We start from the raw sequence: 13,523 nt of genomic DNA on the forward strand, positions 1-13,523 counted from the left end.
AACTAATCGAGAAAATCGTAAGCTTTGTAAGCGCGCGAGCCGCGCGGCTAGAACACGACCTGGAGCTTCATGGGCGCGGTGCCCTTCTTCATCATCTCGAGGCCGCGCGGGAGCTCCTCGACCGGCATCGCCTCGGAGAGGAGCTTCCTCACGTCGATCGCGCCGCGCTCCATCAGCTTGAATGCCCGGTCGTACGTCCGCCTGATCGCGAAGCTGCCGATGATCTCGAGATCGCGCCGGTAGATCTCGAACGGCGAGATCTCGACTTTGTCCTGCGGCCCACACACGCCGAACACGAGGTACCGGCCGCCGTTCTTGACGTACTGGATCGAGTCGCCGAGCACCCGGGCGATGCCCGTCGCGTCGATCACGACGTCGAAGCCGTAGGGCGCGATCTTCTTGAGCTTCGCCTGGAGCGCGTTGTCGGCGAGCACCACCTCGGCGGCGCCGTGCTGGCGGGCGAGGTCGAGCTTCGACTCGACGACGTCGACGACGGTGACCGCGGCGGCGCCGTTCGCGAGGCTCGCCTGGAGGTGGAGCTGGCCGATCGGGCCGGCGCCGAGGACCAGGACCTCCGAGCCGATCTCGATGCGCGCGCGATCCTGCCCGAAGACGACGCACGCGAGCGGCTCGCAGAAGGCGGCCTCGCTGAACGAGACGCGCTCGAAGCGATAACAGTTCTTCGCGGGGACCCGGACGAGCTCGGCGAACCCGCCGTCGCGCGTCACGCCGACCGCGTTCCACTTCAGGCAGTGGTTCTGCCGGTTGATCATGCAGAAGTGGCACTCTTCGCAGGTCACCGTCGGGTCGACCATCACCCGATCGCCGGGCCGGAGGCCCTCGACCTCGTCGCCCACGGCCGCCACCTCGCCGGCGAGCTCGTGCCCGGGGATCAGCGGGAAGGTCGGGAAGAAGTCGCCCTCCCAGATGTGCACGTCGGTCCCGCAGATGCCGCACGCCTTCGCGCGGACGAGGACGTCGCGCGGGCCGATCTGCGGCGGGGCGACGTCGTGGCGAACGGCGATCTTCTTCACGGCTTCGAGCACGGCAGCCTTCATGCGAGACCCTCCTTGAGAAGGTCGCATAGGCGGGCCAGGGCCGCGCGTCGAGGGTCGAGGACCGCCGGCTGCGCCCGCGCCGCGCCGCGCAGCGCCGGAGACCGCCCCGCGCAGCGTCGCACGACGTCGCGCAGGGGCGGCCTGACGCGGGATGTCAGGACTTCGTGGCCGGCTTGGACGGGGAGATCGTGCGCCAGAGGAACGCGTAGACGTCCATCAGATCGCGCGGGGCGAGGCCGCGCTCGCGCAGGCGCCGCTCGAGCTCGCGCGCCAGCGATTGCATCCGGGCATACCCCTCGGCGCTCGGCGCGCGATCGTAGGCGAGGTTGAAGCCGAGCACGGCGGCCTGCTTCTCGAAGAAGGAGGGCTTCACGAAGACGTGCTCGCCCGGGTAGACGAGCGCGCCGAGGATCGTGACGAGCGGCCACGTGACGACCTTGGCCGCGGCGAGCACGCCGGCCAGCCGGTCGAAGCGCGCGGCGTAGTCGCCCGCGCCATAGAGGAGATCCACGACCGCCTCGGCGTAGGCGCGGTGGTGCTCGGCCGGCATCTTGTTGAAGGGGATGAGATCGCCGAGGGGGTGCAGGAGGCCGGTCGCGGCCTTGTGGACCTTGGTGATCCTCTCCATGAAATCGGTCAGGTTGCCCGCCGCGAGCAGCGCCTCGAGCTCGCCCTTGGCGAGGAGCGCGCGCGCGGTCTCGATGGCGCCCTGCTTGAAGGCCTTGCTCTTCTTCTTCGCGCCGCTCGCCGGGCCCTCGGCCCCCTCGCCCCCGGCGGCGCCGCGCTCCTCGGCGATGAACTGCGGACCCCCGAACCCACCCTCGAATTGCGTCTCGAAGCTCGCGACCTGCTCGTCGAAGCTCGTGACCGGCGGCGCGACGACGCGGGCGCGCTGCTTCTTGGCGGCGGCCGACGGCCGGTCACGGAGACCGCGGATCCTGGCCTCGAGCGCGCTCGCCTCATCGTCGCCGAGCTGCACCGGCTCGAGCTTCGACCAGAAAGCCTTGGCGATGGAGTGATTGAGGCCATCCTCGAAATCGTAGAAGCGCTTTTCGTCGCGCTCCTCGACGAGGTATCCGAGTCCCCACTGGGGACACCCCGGGTGCTTGACGATGATCGGGGCCGAGGGTTCCGTTGAACGAGAGGTCGCCATAGGCGGCGCAGCCTACTCGATCTTGGGGCGACCGCACCCGCCCCGGAGCCCCTTCTGGACCCGTGTTCAGGTGCGCCGCGGCGGCCCATGCGGGCAGGCCGGCGCTAGAGGTCTCAGTTGACGTCGCGCGCCGCCGAGGCGAGCGCGAGCTGCTGGAGCGCGAGCGCCTCGGTCACGCGGCGCACCCGCGCGACGACGTCGAGCGTCTCCAGCACCGTCTGCCGCTCCCGCGCGTCGAGGATGAGGTGGTGGGCGCAGAGATCCGCGACGAGCGATGTGGCCGCGTCGCGCGGCAGCCGGAACTCGAAATTGCTGTCCCGATCCCGGACGAGCGCCGCGAACGAGGCTGCGGTGGAGATGAGCGCGGCGTGATCCTGGGCCGAGACCTCCCCGGGCTCGTCCTCGAGGACCGTCGCCGCGGCCGTGCGGTACGGCGGCACGAACGGCCGCTCCGCCAGGCGGACGCGGGCGCGGCCCCGGAGCAGGATGTTGTAGCGGCCCCCGGGCAGCTCGGCGTGATCGATGATCTCGCCGGCGCCGGCCACCCCCGCGATGGCCGGGTGGCCGTGCGCGTCGATCGCCCGGGGGTCCGTGATGAGGACGACCGAGAGGATGCGGTGCGTCTCGAGGGCGTCGCGCACGAGCGCCCGGTAGCGCGGCTCGAAGATGTGGAGCGGCAGCAGGGCGCCGGGGAAGAGCACCGTCTGCGGCAGCGGGAACAGCGGCAGCTCTGGCAATGCCGCACTGAGGTCGCCCGGGCGCGGAGGCGTCGTGTCCACGGGCCGCAGGGTAGCACGCGGGGGGTCGGGTGTGGCGGCGCCACGCACATGCGCATCGAGCTCGGCGGTCCGCACGTCCATGCGCATCGAGCTCGGCGGTCCGCCGCCAGGCGCGCGTCCTGCGAGGGCGAGGACGGCGCGCCGTCAGCCGAACATCTCGATGGCCGAGCCGGTGACGGCGTCGGGGGCGTCGAGCGCGGCGTACACGATGAGCCGCGCCACCTCGTCGGCGCTCATCTGCGGGGGGAACCCGCTCCCGACGAGCATGTCGGTGTCGACCGAGCCGGGGAGCACGGCGATGGACTGGAGCCCCGTCCCGCGCAGCTCTTCGGCCAGGCTCTTCGAGAAGCCGACGAGGCCCCACTTGGACGCCGCGTACGAGGCGTTGCCGGGGGATGCGATGGTCGAGGAGATGCTGCCGACGTGGACGAGGCGGCCGAGCCCCTGCTTCAGCATGGCCGGGAGGAACGCGCGCGAGATGAGGAAGGGGCCGCGGAGGTTGACGGCCATCACCTCGTCCCAGGCGGCGGGCGCGGTCTCGTGGACCTTCGCGCCGCGGCGCACGATGCCGGCGTTGTTCACGACGACGCGGGGCGCGCCGAGCCACGCCACCACCTCGGCGGAGGCGCGCGCCACCTGCTCCTCGGAGGCGACGTCGCAGGGGACCGGAAGCGCGGCGACGTCGAGGCGGCGGACCTCGTCGGTGACGTCGTCGAGGCGCGGGCTCGGAGGGCCGAGCAGCGCGATGGAGAGGCCGCGGCGCGCGAGCGCGAGCGCCGTCGCGCGGCCGATCCCGCGGCTCGGTCCGGTGACGACCGCGACGTCGGTCACGCCCTCCCCCCGGAGAGCGCGGCGAGGGCGAGATCACGCTCGGGGCCTGGCTCGGCGAACACGCCGGCGACGGCGACGGTCTCGATGAGGGCGCCCGCCTTGCGCTCGCCGCGGGCGATGAGGCACGTGTGCGTCAGCGTGAGCTTGCACAGCGCGCCGCGCGCGCCGAGCTCGCGGACGAGGAGCTCGACGAGCTGCCCGCCGATGCGCTCCTGCAGGGTCAGCCGCCGCGCGAGCGCGTCGAGGACGTGCGCGAGCGTGCCGATGCCGGCGACCCGCGCGCCCGGCAGGTAGACGATGGTGCCGGCGCCGTGCCCCGGCAGCAGGTGGTGCGGGCACATCGTCGTCACGGCGAGCTCGCGCGCGACGACGAGGCCGCGCTCGAAGGGGCCTGTCTCCATGGCGCCCTCGCGGAGCACCGCGGCCGCGTCGATGGCCTCGCCTTCGATCAGGTCGTCGGCCCACGCGTCGGCGACCCGCTCGCCCGTGCCCGCGAGGTCCCCCTCGACGTCGCGCCCGAGGGCGCGGAGGAACTCCTCGATCGCCCACGCCGCTCTCTTCCGATCGATCACAGGGGCCTCGTCAGTTGAGCAGCTGCCGGCGCCTCTCGGCGGTGATCGGTTTGCGCCCGGCGTAGCCGGCCTCGAGCCCGTGGTAGTGCTCCACGGCAGGCTCCCCGTAGCGCCAGCAGAGCCAGACGAGGGCGCCGTCGAGGCGCCCGTAGAAGTCGCAGAGGCCGATCCGCTGGTCCTTCACGACGACCCCGAGCTCCTCGACCTCCTGCCACCCGGACTCGTACGAGGCGATCTTCTCGGAGAGCTCGCGCTCGCGGGCCCGCGCCTGCTCGCTGCCGCTGCGCGCCAGCTCGATGAGCTGGTCGGGCGTCGCCGCCGGGCTCTGCACGGCCTGCACGAGCTCCTGCCAGCAGCGCTCGATATCGCTCGCCAGGGCGAGCTGCCGGCCGATCATCGACGAGAGCCGCGGGACGAGCGCGTTCGCTTCTTCGATCGTCCAGATGCGGGAAGTGCTCACGGGACCTCACCTGAAGGGCGGCGCGACGACCCGGTCATGCAGGGCCGGTAAGCGGAGGAGAGTGCGGTGTCAAGGGCTTCTACGGAAGGAGCCGTCGCGCGCTGCATGGCGGCGGGCGCGGCGGGCGCGAGCAGAGCGCGCACGGCGAGGGCGCGGTCGGCACGGGCGTGCGTGAGGTGGGCGCGCGCGGGCGTGCGGTCGGTGCAGGCGCCTCCTCGCGAACGACAGCCAGCGTGGCCGCGATCACCTGCGTCGTGCCCTTCCTCTCCGCCCGGCAATGTGTTGCAAGCGGCGTTCTGCAAGCGATAAGCTCGCGCGGCGATCCTGTCGGGTTGCGAGACCGCCCCATGCGACTCCGGACGATATCGGGCATCAAGCTGTCGAATGTGCTCCTTGGCGGCTGGAGCGGGCTCGTCCTCCTCTACCTGTATCTGCCGATCCTGCTCCTCATCGCCTACTCCTTCAACGACTCGCGGATGAGCGTGGTGTGGGAGGGGTTCACCTTCAAATGGTATCGGCAGCTCTTCGATGAGCTCGTCGCCCACCTGGGCGACGAGCGGCGGTCGCCGCTCATCGAGTCGCTGAGCAACAGCGTGATCATCGCCGCGATCACGACGGCGTTCTCGGTCGCCCTCGGCACGGCGGGCGCCTTCCTGCTCTACCGGTACAGGTTCCCCGCGCTCCGGTCGATCACGACGCTGATCTTCATTCCCATGATCATCCCGGAGATCATCATGGGGATCAGCCTGCTCATCTTCTTCAAGACGGTGGAGCTCGATCTCGGCTTCACGACCGTCATCGTCTCGCACGTCACCTTCTGTTTCCCGTTCGTGCTGATCGCCGTCCAGGCGCGGCTCGCGGGGCTCGATCCGTCGCTCGAGGAGGCCGCCCTGGATCTCGGGGCGACGCCGCTCAAGGCGTTCTTCCTGATCATGGTGCCTTACCTTCTGCCCGCGATCATCTCCGGTGCGCTGATGTCGTTCACGCTGTCGATGGACGAGCTCATCGTCACCTACTTCACCCGCGGGCCCAAGTCCGAGACCCTGCCGATCAAGGTGTTCGGCATGGCGAAGGTGGGTCTGAACCCGATGCTGAACACGATCTCGACGGTGTTCATCGTAGCGACTGCGATGCTCGTCGTGGTCGCCGAGTCGCTGAAGGGCAGCGCGAAGCGGCTCCCCGACGAGGGCTGAAGGGGAGCGGCGCGCGGCGCGAACGCGGGCGCCTGCGCCGGCGCAGGCGAGACAAGGAAAAGGCCAATGAAACGCATCTCAGCGCTCTTGATACTGATGTTCGTCCCGCTCCTCTGCCTCCTCGGCTGCGGGAAGAAGGAGAGCCCGGCGCCGCAGCAGGCGGCCGCCTCGGGGAGCGCCCCGGCGACCGAGCCGAAGCCCGGCAAAGAGCTCAACCTCTTCGGGTGGTCCGAGTACGTCCCGCAGGAGGTCCTGGACGGCTTCACGAAGGAGACGGGGATCAAGGTCAACTACGAGACCTTCGCCTCGAACGAGGAGATGCTGTCGAAGCTCCTCGCGGGGAGCACCCGGTACGACCTCATCCAGCCCTCGGAGTACGCGGTCGAGGCGCTCATCAACCAGAAGAAGCTGCAGCTGCTGGATCAGTCGCGCATCCCGAACCTGAAGAACATCGCGCCCGCGTTCAGGAACCAGCCGCACGACCCGGAGCTCAAGTACTCGGTCCCGTGGATGGCCACGGTCGTGGGCATCGTCGTCAACACCCAGAAGGTGAAGGAGCCCGTGAAGGGCTTCAAGGACGTGTTCCAGCCGAAGTACAAGGGGCGCATCGTGGCCCTGAACGACAACCGCGAGATGGTCTCGTGGGTCATGGTGACGATGGGGATGAACGCCAACGACGTGACGCCGGAGAACCTCGCGAAGGTCAAGCCGACCCTGGCGGAGTGGATCAAGCTCGTGAAGGTGTTCGACTCCGACAGCCCGAAGACGGCGCTGCTCAACGGCGACGTCGACATCGGCGTCGTCTGGAGCGGGGAGGCGGCCCTGCTCTACCAGGAGAACAAGGACAAGTTCCAGTTCGTCCTGCCGCAGGAGGGGACGCACAAGGCGATCGACAGCCTGGTGATCCCCGACAGCGCCCAGAACAAGATCGGCGCGGAGATGTTCATGAACTACATCCTCCGCCCCGAGGTCAGCAAGCTCATCTCGGACAAGTTCCCTTACACGAACCCGAACGCGGAGGCGCGCAAGCTGCTCACGCCGGAGCAGCTCGCGAACCCGGCGAGCTACCCGCCCATCGCGGGGCTGGAGACCTTCCACGACATCGGCAAGGCGGCCGCGGACGTGGACAAGCTCGTGACCGACCTCAAGGCGTCGGAGTGAGCGGCGGGGCGTCATGAACACGGCCACCGGGCAGGTCGTCGAGTTCCAGGGCGCCCGGCGGAGGCCGGGCGTCCGCGGGTGGCTGCTGCTCGCCCCGCTCCTGATCTGGCTCTTCGCCTTCGTCGTGGCGCCCACCGCGATCATGCTCGTCTACAGCTTCTGCGAGCGGGACGAGCTCGGGCAGGTGGTCTTCGAGCTGTCGCTGTCGAGCTACTCTCGGGTCTTCGACCCGACCTACGTCAAGATCCTGCTGAGCTCGATCAAGTACGCCGCCATCACCACGGTGATCTGCCTCATCGCGGGTTATCCGGTGGCGTACTTCATCGGGCGGGCCAGGGAGGGCGTCAGGAACCGGCTGCTCATGCTGGTGATGGTGCCGTTCTGGACGAGCTTCCTCATCCGGACGTATGCCTGGATGTCGATCCTCAAGTCGGAGGGGCTCCTCAACGGGCTGCTCCTCTACCTGCGGATCATCTCGACCCCCCTCGACATCATGTACACGCCGACGGCGGTGGTCATCGGCCTCGTCTACTCGTATTTGCCGTTCATGATCCTGCCCATCTACGGGAGCGTGGAGAAGCTCGACAACGCCCTGATCGAGGCGGCGTTCGATCTCGGCGCGGGGCCCGTGTCGGCGTTCTCTCACGTCATCGTCCCGCTCACCCGCCCGGGCATCCTCGCGGGCGTCCTGCTCGTGTTCATCCCGGCGCTCGGGATGTTCGCGATCACGGATCTCATGGGGGGATCGCGCGTGCCGATGATCGGCAACGTCATCCAGAACCAGTTCGGTCAGGCGCGCGACTGGCCCTTCGGCGCTGCGCTCGGCATGACGCTCCTGCTCCTGTTCTCGCTCTTCTTCCTGCTCGGCCTGCGCAAGGAGCCAGAGGCCTGATGCGGCGCCGTCCCGCGGGGCGCACCGCCGCGCCTCTCCGCCTCTCCCGCGCTCTTCGCCGGCCCTCTCCCGCTCTTCGCCGGCTCTCCGAGGTGAATCGATGGATGTGATGGTCGAGCTCCGCGCGGTCACCAAGCGATTCGGCGCCTTCCACGCCGTGAGCGAGGTCGATCTCCAGATCAGGGCGGGCGAGTTCATCACCCTCCTCGGGCCCTCGGGGTGCGGCAAGACGACGCTGCTCCGGATGATCTCGGGCTTCGAGACGCCGTCGAGCGGCGCCGTCTTGCTGGAGGGAAAGGACGTCACGCACGAGCCGCCCTACCGCCGGGACGTGAACCAGGTGTTCCAGAGCTACGCGCTGTTCCCGCACATGACCGTGCAGGAGAACATCGGCTTCGGGCTGCGGATGAAGAAGGTGCCCCGGGCGGAGATCGCCGAGCGGGTCCGGGCCGCGGTCGCGATGGTGTCGCTCGGGGGCATGGAGCAGCGCAAGCCGTCGCAGCTGTCCGGCGGGCAGCGGCAGCGGGTCGCGCTCGCGCGGGCCATCGTGTGCCGCCCGAAGGTCCTGCTGCTCGACGAGCCCCTCTCCGCGCTGGACGCGAAGCTCCGGCACGCCATGCAGGTGGAGCTCAAGGAGCTGCAAAAGCAGCTCGGGATCACCTTCGTGTTCGTGACCCACGACCAGGAAGAGGCGCTCACCATGAGCGACCGCATCGCCGTGATCAACAAGGGCCGGATCGAGCAGCTCGGCGACGCGTCGCAGATCTATCACCGCCCCAAGACGACGTTCGTCGCGAACTTCATCGGCCAGGCCAACATCCTCCGCGCGACCGTCCTCTCGCGGAGCGGCGATCACGCCCGGGTCCGGCTCGTCGACGGGGGGCTCGAGCTCCTCGTCAACGCCGAGCACCTGGCGGGCGGGGCCGGGAGCACCCTTGTCTCCATCCGGCCGGAGAAGATCGCGCTCCGCAAGGAGCCGCAGGGCGCGCCGGAGAACCGCTTCGAGGCGCGCGTCGAGGACGAGCTGTTCAAGGGCGCCACCGACCAGCTGCGCCTCCGGACCGACGCCGGCCTCGTGCTCACGGCGGTGGTCGCCAACGAGAGCTCCGGCCAGGCGGCGCTGCACGCCGGAGACCGGGTGTTCTGCCACCTCCACCCCGACGACATCGTGATCGTCCACGAGGAGTGATCCTCGCGGATCGGCCGTCGCGCCCGTGTGGCGCCGGGGCGTCGTGAACCGCCGTTCTCAGCCGGACGCGGCCGTGTGGAAGTTGGCCTCGAACACGGCGTACGCTGGAGGGCATGCTGCTTGCCAATCGGCCTCGCATGCCCCGACGGTCGCTTGCGGTCGCTCTTTCTTCATCGGTCCTTCTCTCGCTCTCCGGCGACGCCCTCGCCACGGGGGCATGGCTGCCCGGCGCCGGACAGGCGTCGGTCGAGCAGCGCGTCGCCGTCGCGGCCGGGCCGGAGCGCACGACGCTCTGGACGAGCCTGCGGTTCCAGGGCGCGAGCGGGCCCGTGGCCCTCGTCGTTCCGGTGCCGCCGCTCGCCGCGCTCGACACGAGCTCGGACGCGTGGTTCGAGGCGCTCGAGGCGGCGACGGCGCCCCGGGTGCTCCCGCCCCAGGGCGTCGACCCGTACTGCCCCGGGGAGGCGGGCGTGCCGGGCCCCTTCGAGACGGTCGGGCGGCTCGCCCACGAGGCGACGCTCGAGCCGGTCGAGGTGACGGTGCTCGAGGACGCCGACGCGGTCGCGCGCTGGGCGGCGTCGGCCGGGCTCGCGCTGTCCTCCGAGACGGCCGCGCAGCTCGGGAGTCTGCAAGGGATGCGGTTCGCGGCGGCCCGCTTCGACGCTCCCGGCGGCGCGGCGGTCACGAGGACGCTGCGCGTCGCCATGGGCGGCGGTGAGCCGATCCTGCCGCTGTCGCTGGCCGCGGCGGGCGCGGGCGACGTGCAGGTGACGGCGTGGCTGCTCGGCGACGGCCGGGGCGCGCTCTCGGGCGCGGCGCCGGTGACGCTCCCGCCGGCCTCGCTGAGCTGGGACGCGAGCGCGCAGCGCAGCGATTATGCGGAGCTCCGCGCCGGGGCCCTCGGCCAGGCGGGGCTCCGCGGGGCGCTCGTCGAGGGCGCGGGCCACGAGGCCCTGAGCCGCCGCATCTCCCTCGGCAGCGACAGCGTAGACAGCGTGATCGAGGCCTATTTCGCCCGCGCGAGCGCGTACGGCGACATCGGCGATGCGCCGGGGACGTGCGCCGCGGTCGCCGCGGCCGCGCTGGAGTCGAGCCTCAAGGTCGCCGCGAGCTGCCCGCGCGCCGCGCACGGCGTGGTCGACGGCGCGCTGGACTGCGCGGAGTCGCCCCGGAGGGACGAGACCGATCCCGATCTCCTGCGCTGCGGTCCGGCCGCCGACGATCTCGCGGTCGGGCTCTCCGGGCTCGCGCCGTCGTCGGTGTGGCTGACCCGCGTCTCGCTCCGGCTCGCGGCCGGGCAGCCCGGCGCGGACTGGCCGCTGACCTTCGGGGAGGGCGCCGCGATCTCGCCGGTCGTGAGGGCCGGGAGCGTCCGCGTGGACGAGTGCTCCGGCGAGGCCGGCGCCGGCGGCGCGGGCGGCTCGTCGGGCGTGGGCGGACCCGACGGCCTGGGCGGCGGGCCCGACGGCCTGGGCGGCGGGCCGGGCAGCGGCGGATCTGGCCCGGCCAGCGGCTCGTCCGGCGCCGGGCACCCGCCGCCGGACGATTACTACGAGGAGCCGGCCGCCGACGTGGGCTGCGGCTGCTCCGGCACCGCCGAGACGGTGGTCGTGGACGACGTCGAACCGCAGGACGTCGACGACGACGAGTACTACGCGGAGGACGACGGCTGCAGCGGCGACACGAGCGAGCCGGCGCCCGAGGACGAGTACTACGCGGAGGACGACGGCTGCAGCGGGGACACGAGCGAGTCCGAGGACGAGTACTACGCGGAGGACGACGGCTGCAGCGGGGACACGAGCGAGTCCGAGGACGAGTACTACGCGGAGGACGACGGCTGCAGCGGGGACACGAGCGAGTCCGAGGACGCCGAGTCGGAGGACTGCTCGATCGCGCGCGAGCGGCAGCCGAGCGCCCGGAAGAAGCGCGGGCCGAAGCTGTCGGTGATGGCGCTCGGGATGTTCGCGATGATCGCGCCCCTCCGGCGCGCGAGCCGGCCGCGGAGCAGCGGCGGGCGCGGCGGGCGGTAGGCCGCGCGGCGGCGCTCCGGGAGGGGGGCGCACCGGAGGGGCGGTTCCCGTGGCATACTCCCGGGCGAGGTCATGACGTGAACGCGCCCGCCCGCCGGCTCTCCTTCGCTTACGCCGACTACCTCGAGCAGGAGCGGGCGAGCCCGACGAAGCACGAGTTCCTCGGCGGCGAGATCTTCGACATGGCCGGCGGCACGCCGGAGCACGCGCGGCTCGCTGCGCGGGTGACCGTGGCGCTCGGCGCGCAGCTCGACCGGCGCCCCTGCGAGGTGTTCTCGTCCGACCTCCGCGTGCGCGTGCGCGCGACCGGCCTCGCGACCTACCCCGACGTGAGCGTCGTCTGCGGCCAGATCGCGCGCGATCCAGAGGACAAGGACGCGGTGGTCAACCCGCTGGTGCTGGTCGAGGTGCTTTCGGACTCCTCGGAGGCGTACGATCGAGGAGAGAAGTTCGCGCACTACCGCCGGATCCCCTCGCTGAGGGAGTACGTCCTGGTCTCCCAGGCGCACCGGCGGATCGAGGTCTTCCGGCGCAACGAGGACGGCTCGTGGACGCTCTACGAGGCCGGGCCCGGCGAGCGCGCGCGGCTCGCGTCGATCGACGCCCTGCTCGATGTGGACGAGGTGTACCGGGGCGCGCTCGAGGCCTCCGCGGCGGTCTGAGCGGCCGTCGTTCCACGGAGAGCTGTTCCACGGAGAGCTGATGCGCGACGTCCGGATGCGGGGTTTTCGCGAGCAAACGGCGGTCGATCGCGCGCTCGACGTCCTGGAGCGGCGGATCCAGCGGCTCGGCGACGAGCTGGCTCCGATCGGCGAGGCGGCCGGGCGGGTGGCGGCGGAGCCCGTGCGCGCGCGGGTCAGCGTGCCGCACTTCGTCCGAGCGGCGATGGACGGCTATGCGTTGCTCGGCGAGGCGACCGCCGGCGCGGCTGCGTTCGCGCCGGTGGAGCTCGCGCTCGTGGGCGCGTCGTTCCCCGGGCGCCCGCACGCAGGCGCGATCCGCCGGGGCGAGGCCGTGCGGATCACGACCGGCGCACCGGTGCCGGAGGGGGCGGACGCGGTGCTGGTGGCGGAGCGCGCGGAGGAGGGCGCCGGCCGCGACGGGGCGGCGATCGTGCGGGCGCGCGAGCCGGTGCCGTCCGGCAAGCACGTCGCGGCGATCGGCGAGGACGTGCTGGAGGGCGCGGAGGTCGTGCCGGCGGGGCGCCGTCTGCGCCCGCAGGACGTCGGCGTGCTCGCCTCGACAGGGGTCGCCGAGGTGCGCGTGGTGCGCAGGCCGTCGGTGCGGATCCTGATCACGGGCGACGAGCTCCTGCCGCCGGGGAGCACGCCGAGCGGGGCGTGCATCGTCGACACGAACAGCCTGGTGCTCTCGGCGCTCGCGCGCCGCGACGGCGCGGAGGACATCGCCGTCGCGTACGTCCCCGACCGGCGCGAGGCGGTGCGGGCTGCCCTCGAGGGGGCGGGCGGGGACGTGGTGCTGGTCTCCGGCGGGTCGTCGGTCGGCTCGGAGGACCATGCGCCGCTCGTCCTCGCGGAGCTGGGTGAGGTGGTGGTCCACGGCGTCGCGATGCGCCCCGCGAAGCCGGCCGGGTTCGGCTTCTTGCCCGGGGGGCGGGCGGTGTTCCTTCTGCCGGGCAACCCGGTGTCGTGCCTCTGCGCCTACGAGTTCTTCGCCGGCCCGTCGATCCGCGCCCTCGGCGGCCTGCCGCGCGCGTGGCCGCACCGGCGGCGGCGGTGCGTTGTGGCGAGCGAGATCGTCTCCCAGCCCGGGCGCGTCGATTACGTGAGGGTGCGCGTCGAGGGAGATCGGGTGTTTCCGATCGCGACGAGCGGCGCGTCCATCCTGTCGTCGACGACGCGCGCGGACGGCGTGGTCGTCGTGCAGGCCGAGGAAGCGGTGATCGGCGAGGGCGCCGAGGTCGAGGTGCTGCTCTACGACGCGTGAGGCGAGGGGCAGCGGGGTCTGCCGCCGGGCGGAGCCGTGTACACGTGTTGCCCGCGCGGCGCGTCCGTTTCAAATTTCCGAGGTCCGGGACCATGAAACCGCTTCGTTTCGAGAGGGCCGGTCCGCGCTTGAGGGGCAGGGGGAACGAACGCCGCCGACGATGAAAGAATCCATCAACCGCGGTCTCCTCCGCGCGCGCTCCTGGGCCGAATCCTGGATGCCAGGCGCCCGAGATGCGATAGGTTAGGCCTCGGCGCT

The 13,523-nt window shown here is 71.5% G+C and carries 13 protein-coding genes; 7 read left to right on the plus strand and 6 right to left on the minus strand.

What is annotated here, in order from left to right; genetic code table 11:
• Nucleotides 1-47: 47 nt before the first annotated feature.
• The 6 genes from WMF29_RS48625 to WMF29_RS48650 all read right to left on the minus strand — a co-directional run bounded on the left by WMF29_RS48625 (nucleotide 48) and on the right by WMF29_RS48650 (nucleotide 4,853).
• Complete coding sequence (locus WMF29_RS48625; RefSeq protein WP_272096992.1) at nucleotides 48-1,058, minus strand: zinc-dependent alcohol dehydrogenase family protein; 1,011 nt, start codon at nucleotides 1,056-1,058, stop codon at nucleotides 48-50.
• Between the two features lie 154 nt (nucleotides 1,059-1,212).
• A complete protein-coding gene (locus WMF29_RS48630) occupies nucleotides 1,213-2,211 on the minus strand; it encodes a hypothetical protein (protein WP_437326826.1) in 999 nt (332 codons plus the stop codon).
• A 113-nt stretch (nucleotides 2,212-2,324) separates the two neighbouring features.
• Nucleotides 2,325-2,990 (minus strand): LON peptidase substrate-binding domain-containing protein, encoded by a 666-nt coding sequence (locus WMF29_RS48635; RefSeq protein WP_272096994.1) that lies wholly within the window; start codon nucleotides 2,988-2,990, stop codon nucleotides 2,325-2,327.
• A 144-nt stretch (nucleotides 2,991-3,134) separates the two neighbouring features.
• On the minus strand, nucleotides 3,135-3,821 hold the full coding sequence (locus WMF29_RS48640) for an SDR family NAD(P)-dependent oxidoreductase (RefSeq protein ID WP_437326827.1): 687 nt from the start codon (nucleotides 3,819-3,821) through the stop codon (nucleotides 3,135-3,137).
• Complete coding sequence (gene folE / locus WMF29_RS48645) at nucleotides 3,818-4,393, minus strand: GTP cyclohydrolase I (RefSeq protein ID WP_272096996.1); 576 nt, start codon at nucleotides 4,391-4,393, stop codon at nucleotides 3,818-3,820. Before folE ends, WMF29_RS48640 begins: the two co-directional genes overlap by 4 nt.
• 10 nt (nucleotides 4,394-4,403) lie before the next feature.
• The gene (locus tag WMF29_RS48650; protein ID WP_437326828.1) at nucleotides 4,404-4,853 is read right to left on the minus strand and encodes a DUF2203 domain-containing protein; all 450 of its coding nucleotides are present in this window, start codon (nucleotides 4,851-4,853) and stop codon (nucleotides 4,404-4,406) included.
• Between the two features lie 347 nt (nucleotides 4,854-5,200).
• On the opposite strand from WMF29_RS48650, the gene WMF29_RS48655 reads away from it, so the two are divergent.
• The 7 genes from WMF29_RS48655 to WMF29_RS48685 all read left to right on the plus strand — a co-directional run bounded on the left by WMF29_RS48655 (nucleotide 5,201) and on the right by WMF29_RS48685 (nucleotide 13,265).
• Nucleotides 5,201-6,046 carry an ABC transporter permease gene (locus WMF29_RS48655; RefSeq protein ID WP_437326829.1) on the plus strand — a complete coding sequence of 282 codons (846 nt, stop codon included), beginning with the start codon at nucleotides 5,201-5,203 and terminating at the stop codon, nucleotides 6,044-6,046.
• A 66-nt stretch (nucleotides 6,047-6,112) separates the two neighbouring features.
• Nucleotides 6,113-7,207, plus strand: coding sequence for a polyamine ABC transporter substrate-binding protein (locus WMF29_RS48660; RefSeq protein WP_437326830.1), 1,095 nt, complete (start codon nucleotides 6,113-6,115; stop codon nucleotides 7,205-7,207).
• Nucleotides 7,208-7,220: 13 nt separating this feature from the next.
• Entirely contained in the window at nucleotides 7,221-8,099 is an 879-nt protein-coding gene (locus tag WMF29_RS48665) for an ABC transporter permease (RefSeq protein ID WP_437326831.1), read from the plus strand.
• Nucleotides 8,100-8,199: 100 nt separating this feature from the next.
• Nucleotides 8,200-9,288, plus strand: a complete 1,089-nt coding sequence (locus tag WMF29_RS48670) for an ABC transporter ATP-binding protein (RefSeq protein WP_437326832.1) — start codon at nucleotides 8,200-8,202, stop codon at nucleotides 9,286-9,288.
• Nucleotides 9,289-9,425: 137 nt separating this feature from the next.
• Nucleotides 9,426-11,318, plus strand: coding sequence for a DUF2330 domain-containing protein (locus tag WMF29_RS48675; protein WP_437326833.1), 1,893 nt, complete (start codon nucleotides 9,426-9,428; stop codon nucleotides 11,316-11,318).
• A 77-nt stretch (nucleotides 11,319-11,395) separates the two neighbouring features.
• The gene (locus WMF29_RS48680) at nucleotides 11,396-11,980 is read left to right on the plus strand and encodes a Uma2 family endonuclease (protein WP_437326834.1); all 585 of its coding nucleotides are present in this window, start codon (nucleotides 11,396-11,398) and stop codon (nucleotides 11,978-11,980) included.
• 40 nt (nucleotides 11,981-12,020) lie between these two features.
• Nucleotides 12,021-13,265: a molybdopterin molybdotransferase MoeA gene (locus WMF29_RS48685; protein WP_437326835.1), complete on the plus strand. Its 1,245-nt coding sequence runs from the start codon at nucleotides 12,021-12,023 to the stop codon at nucleotides 13,263-13,265.
• Nucleotides 13,266-13,523: the final 258 nt, after the last annotated feature.

The organism is Sorangium sp. So ce381 (assembly GCF_051473845.1).
Lineage (GTDB): Bacteria > Myxococcota_A > Polyangia > Polyangiales > Polyangiaceae > Sorangium > Sorangium atrum.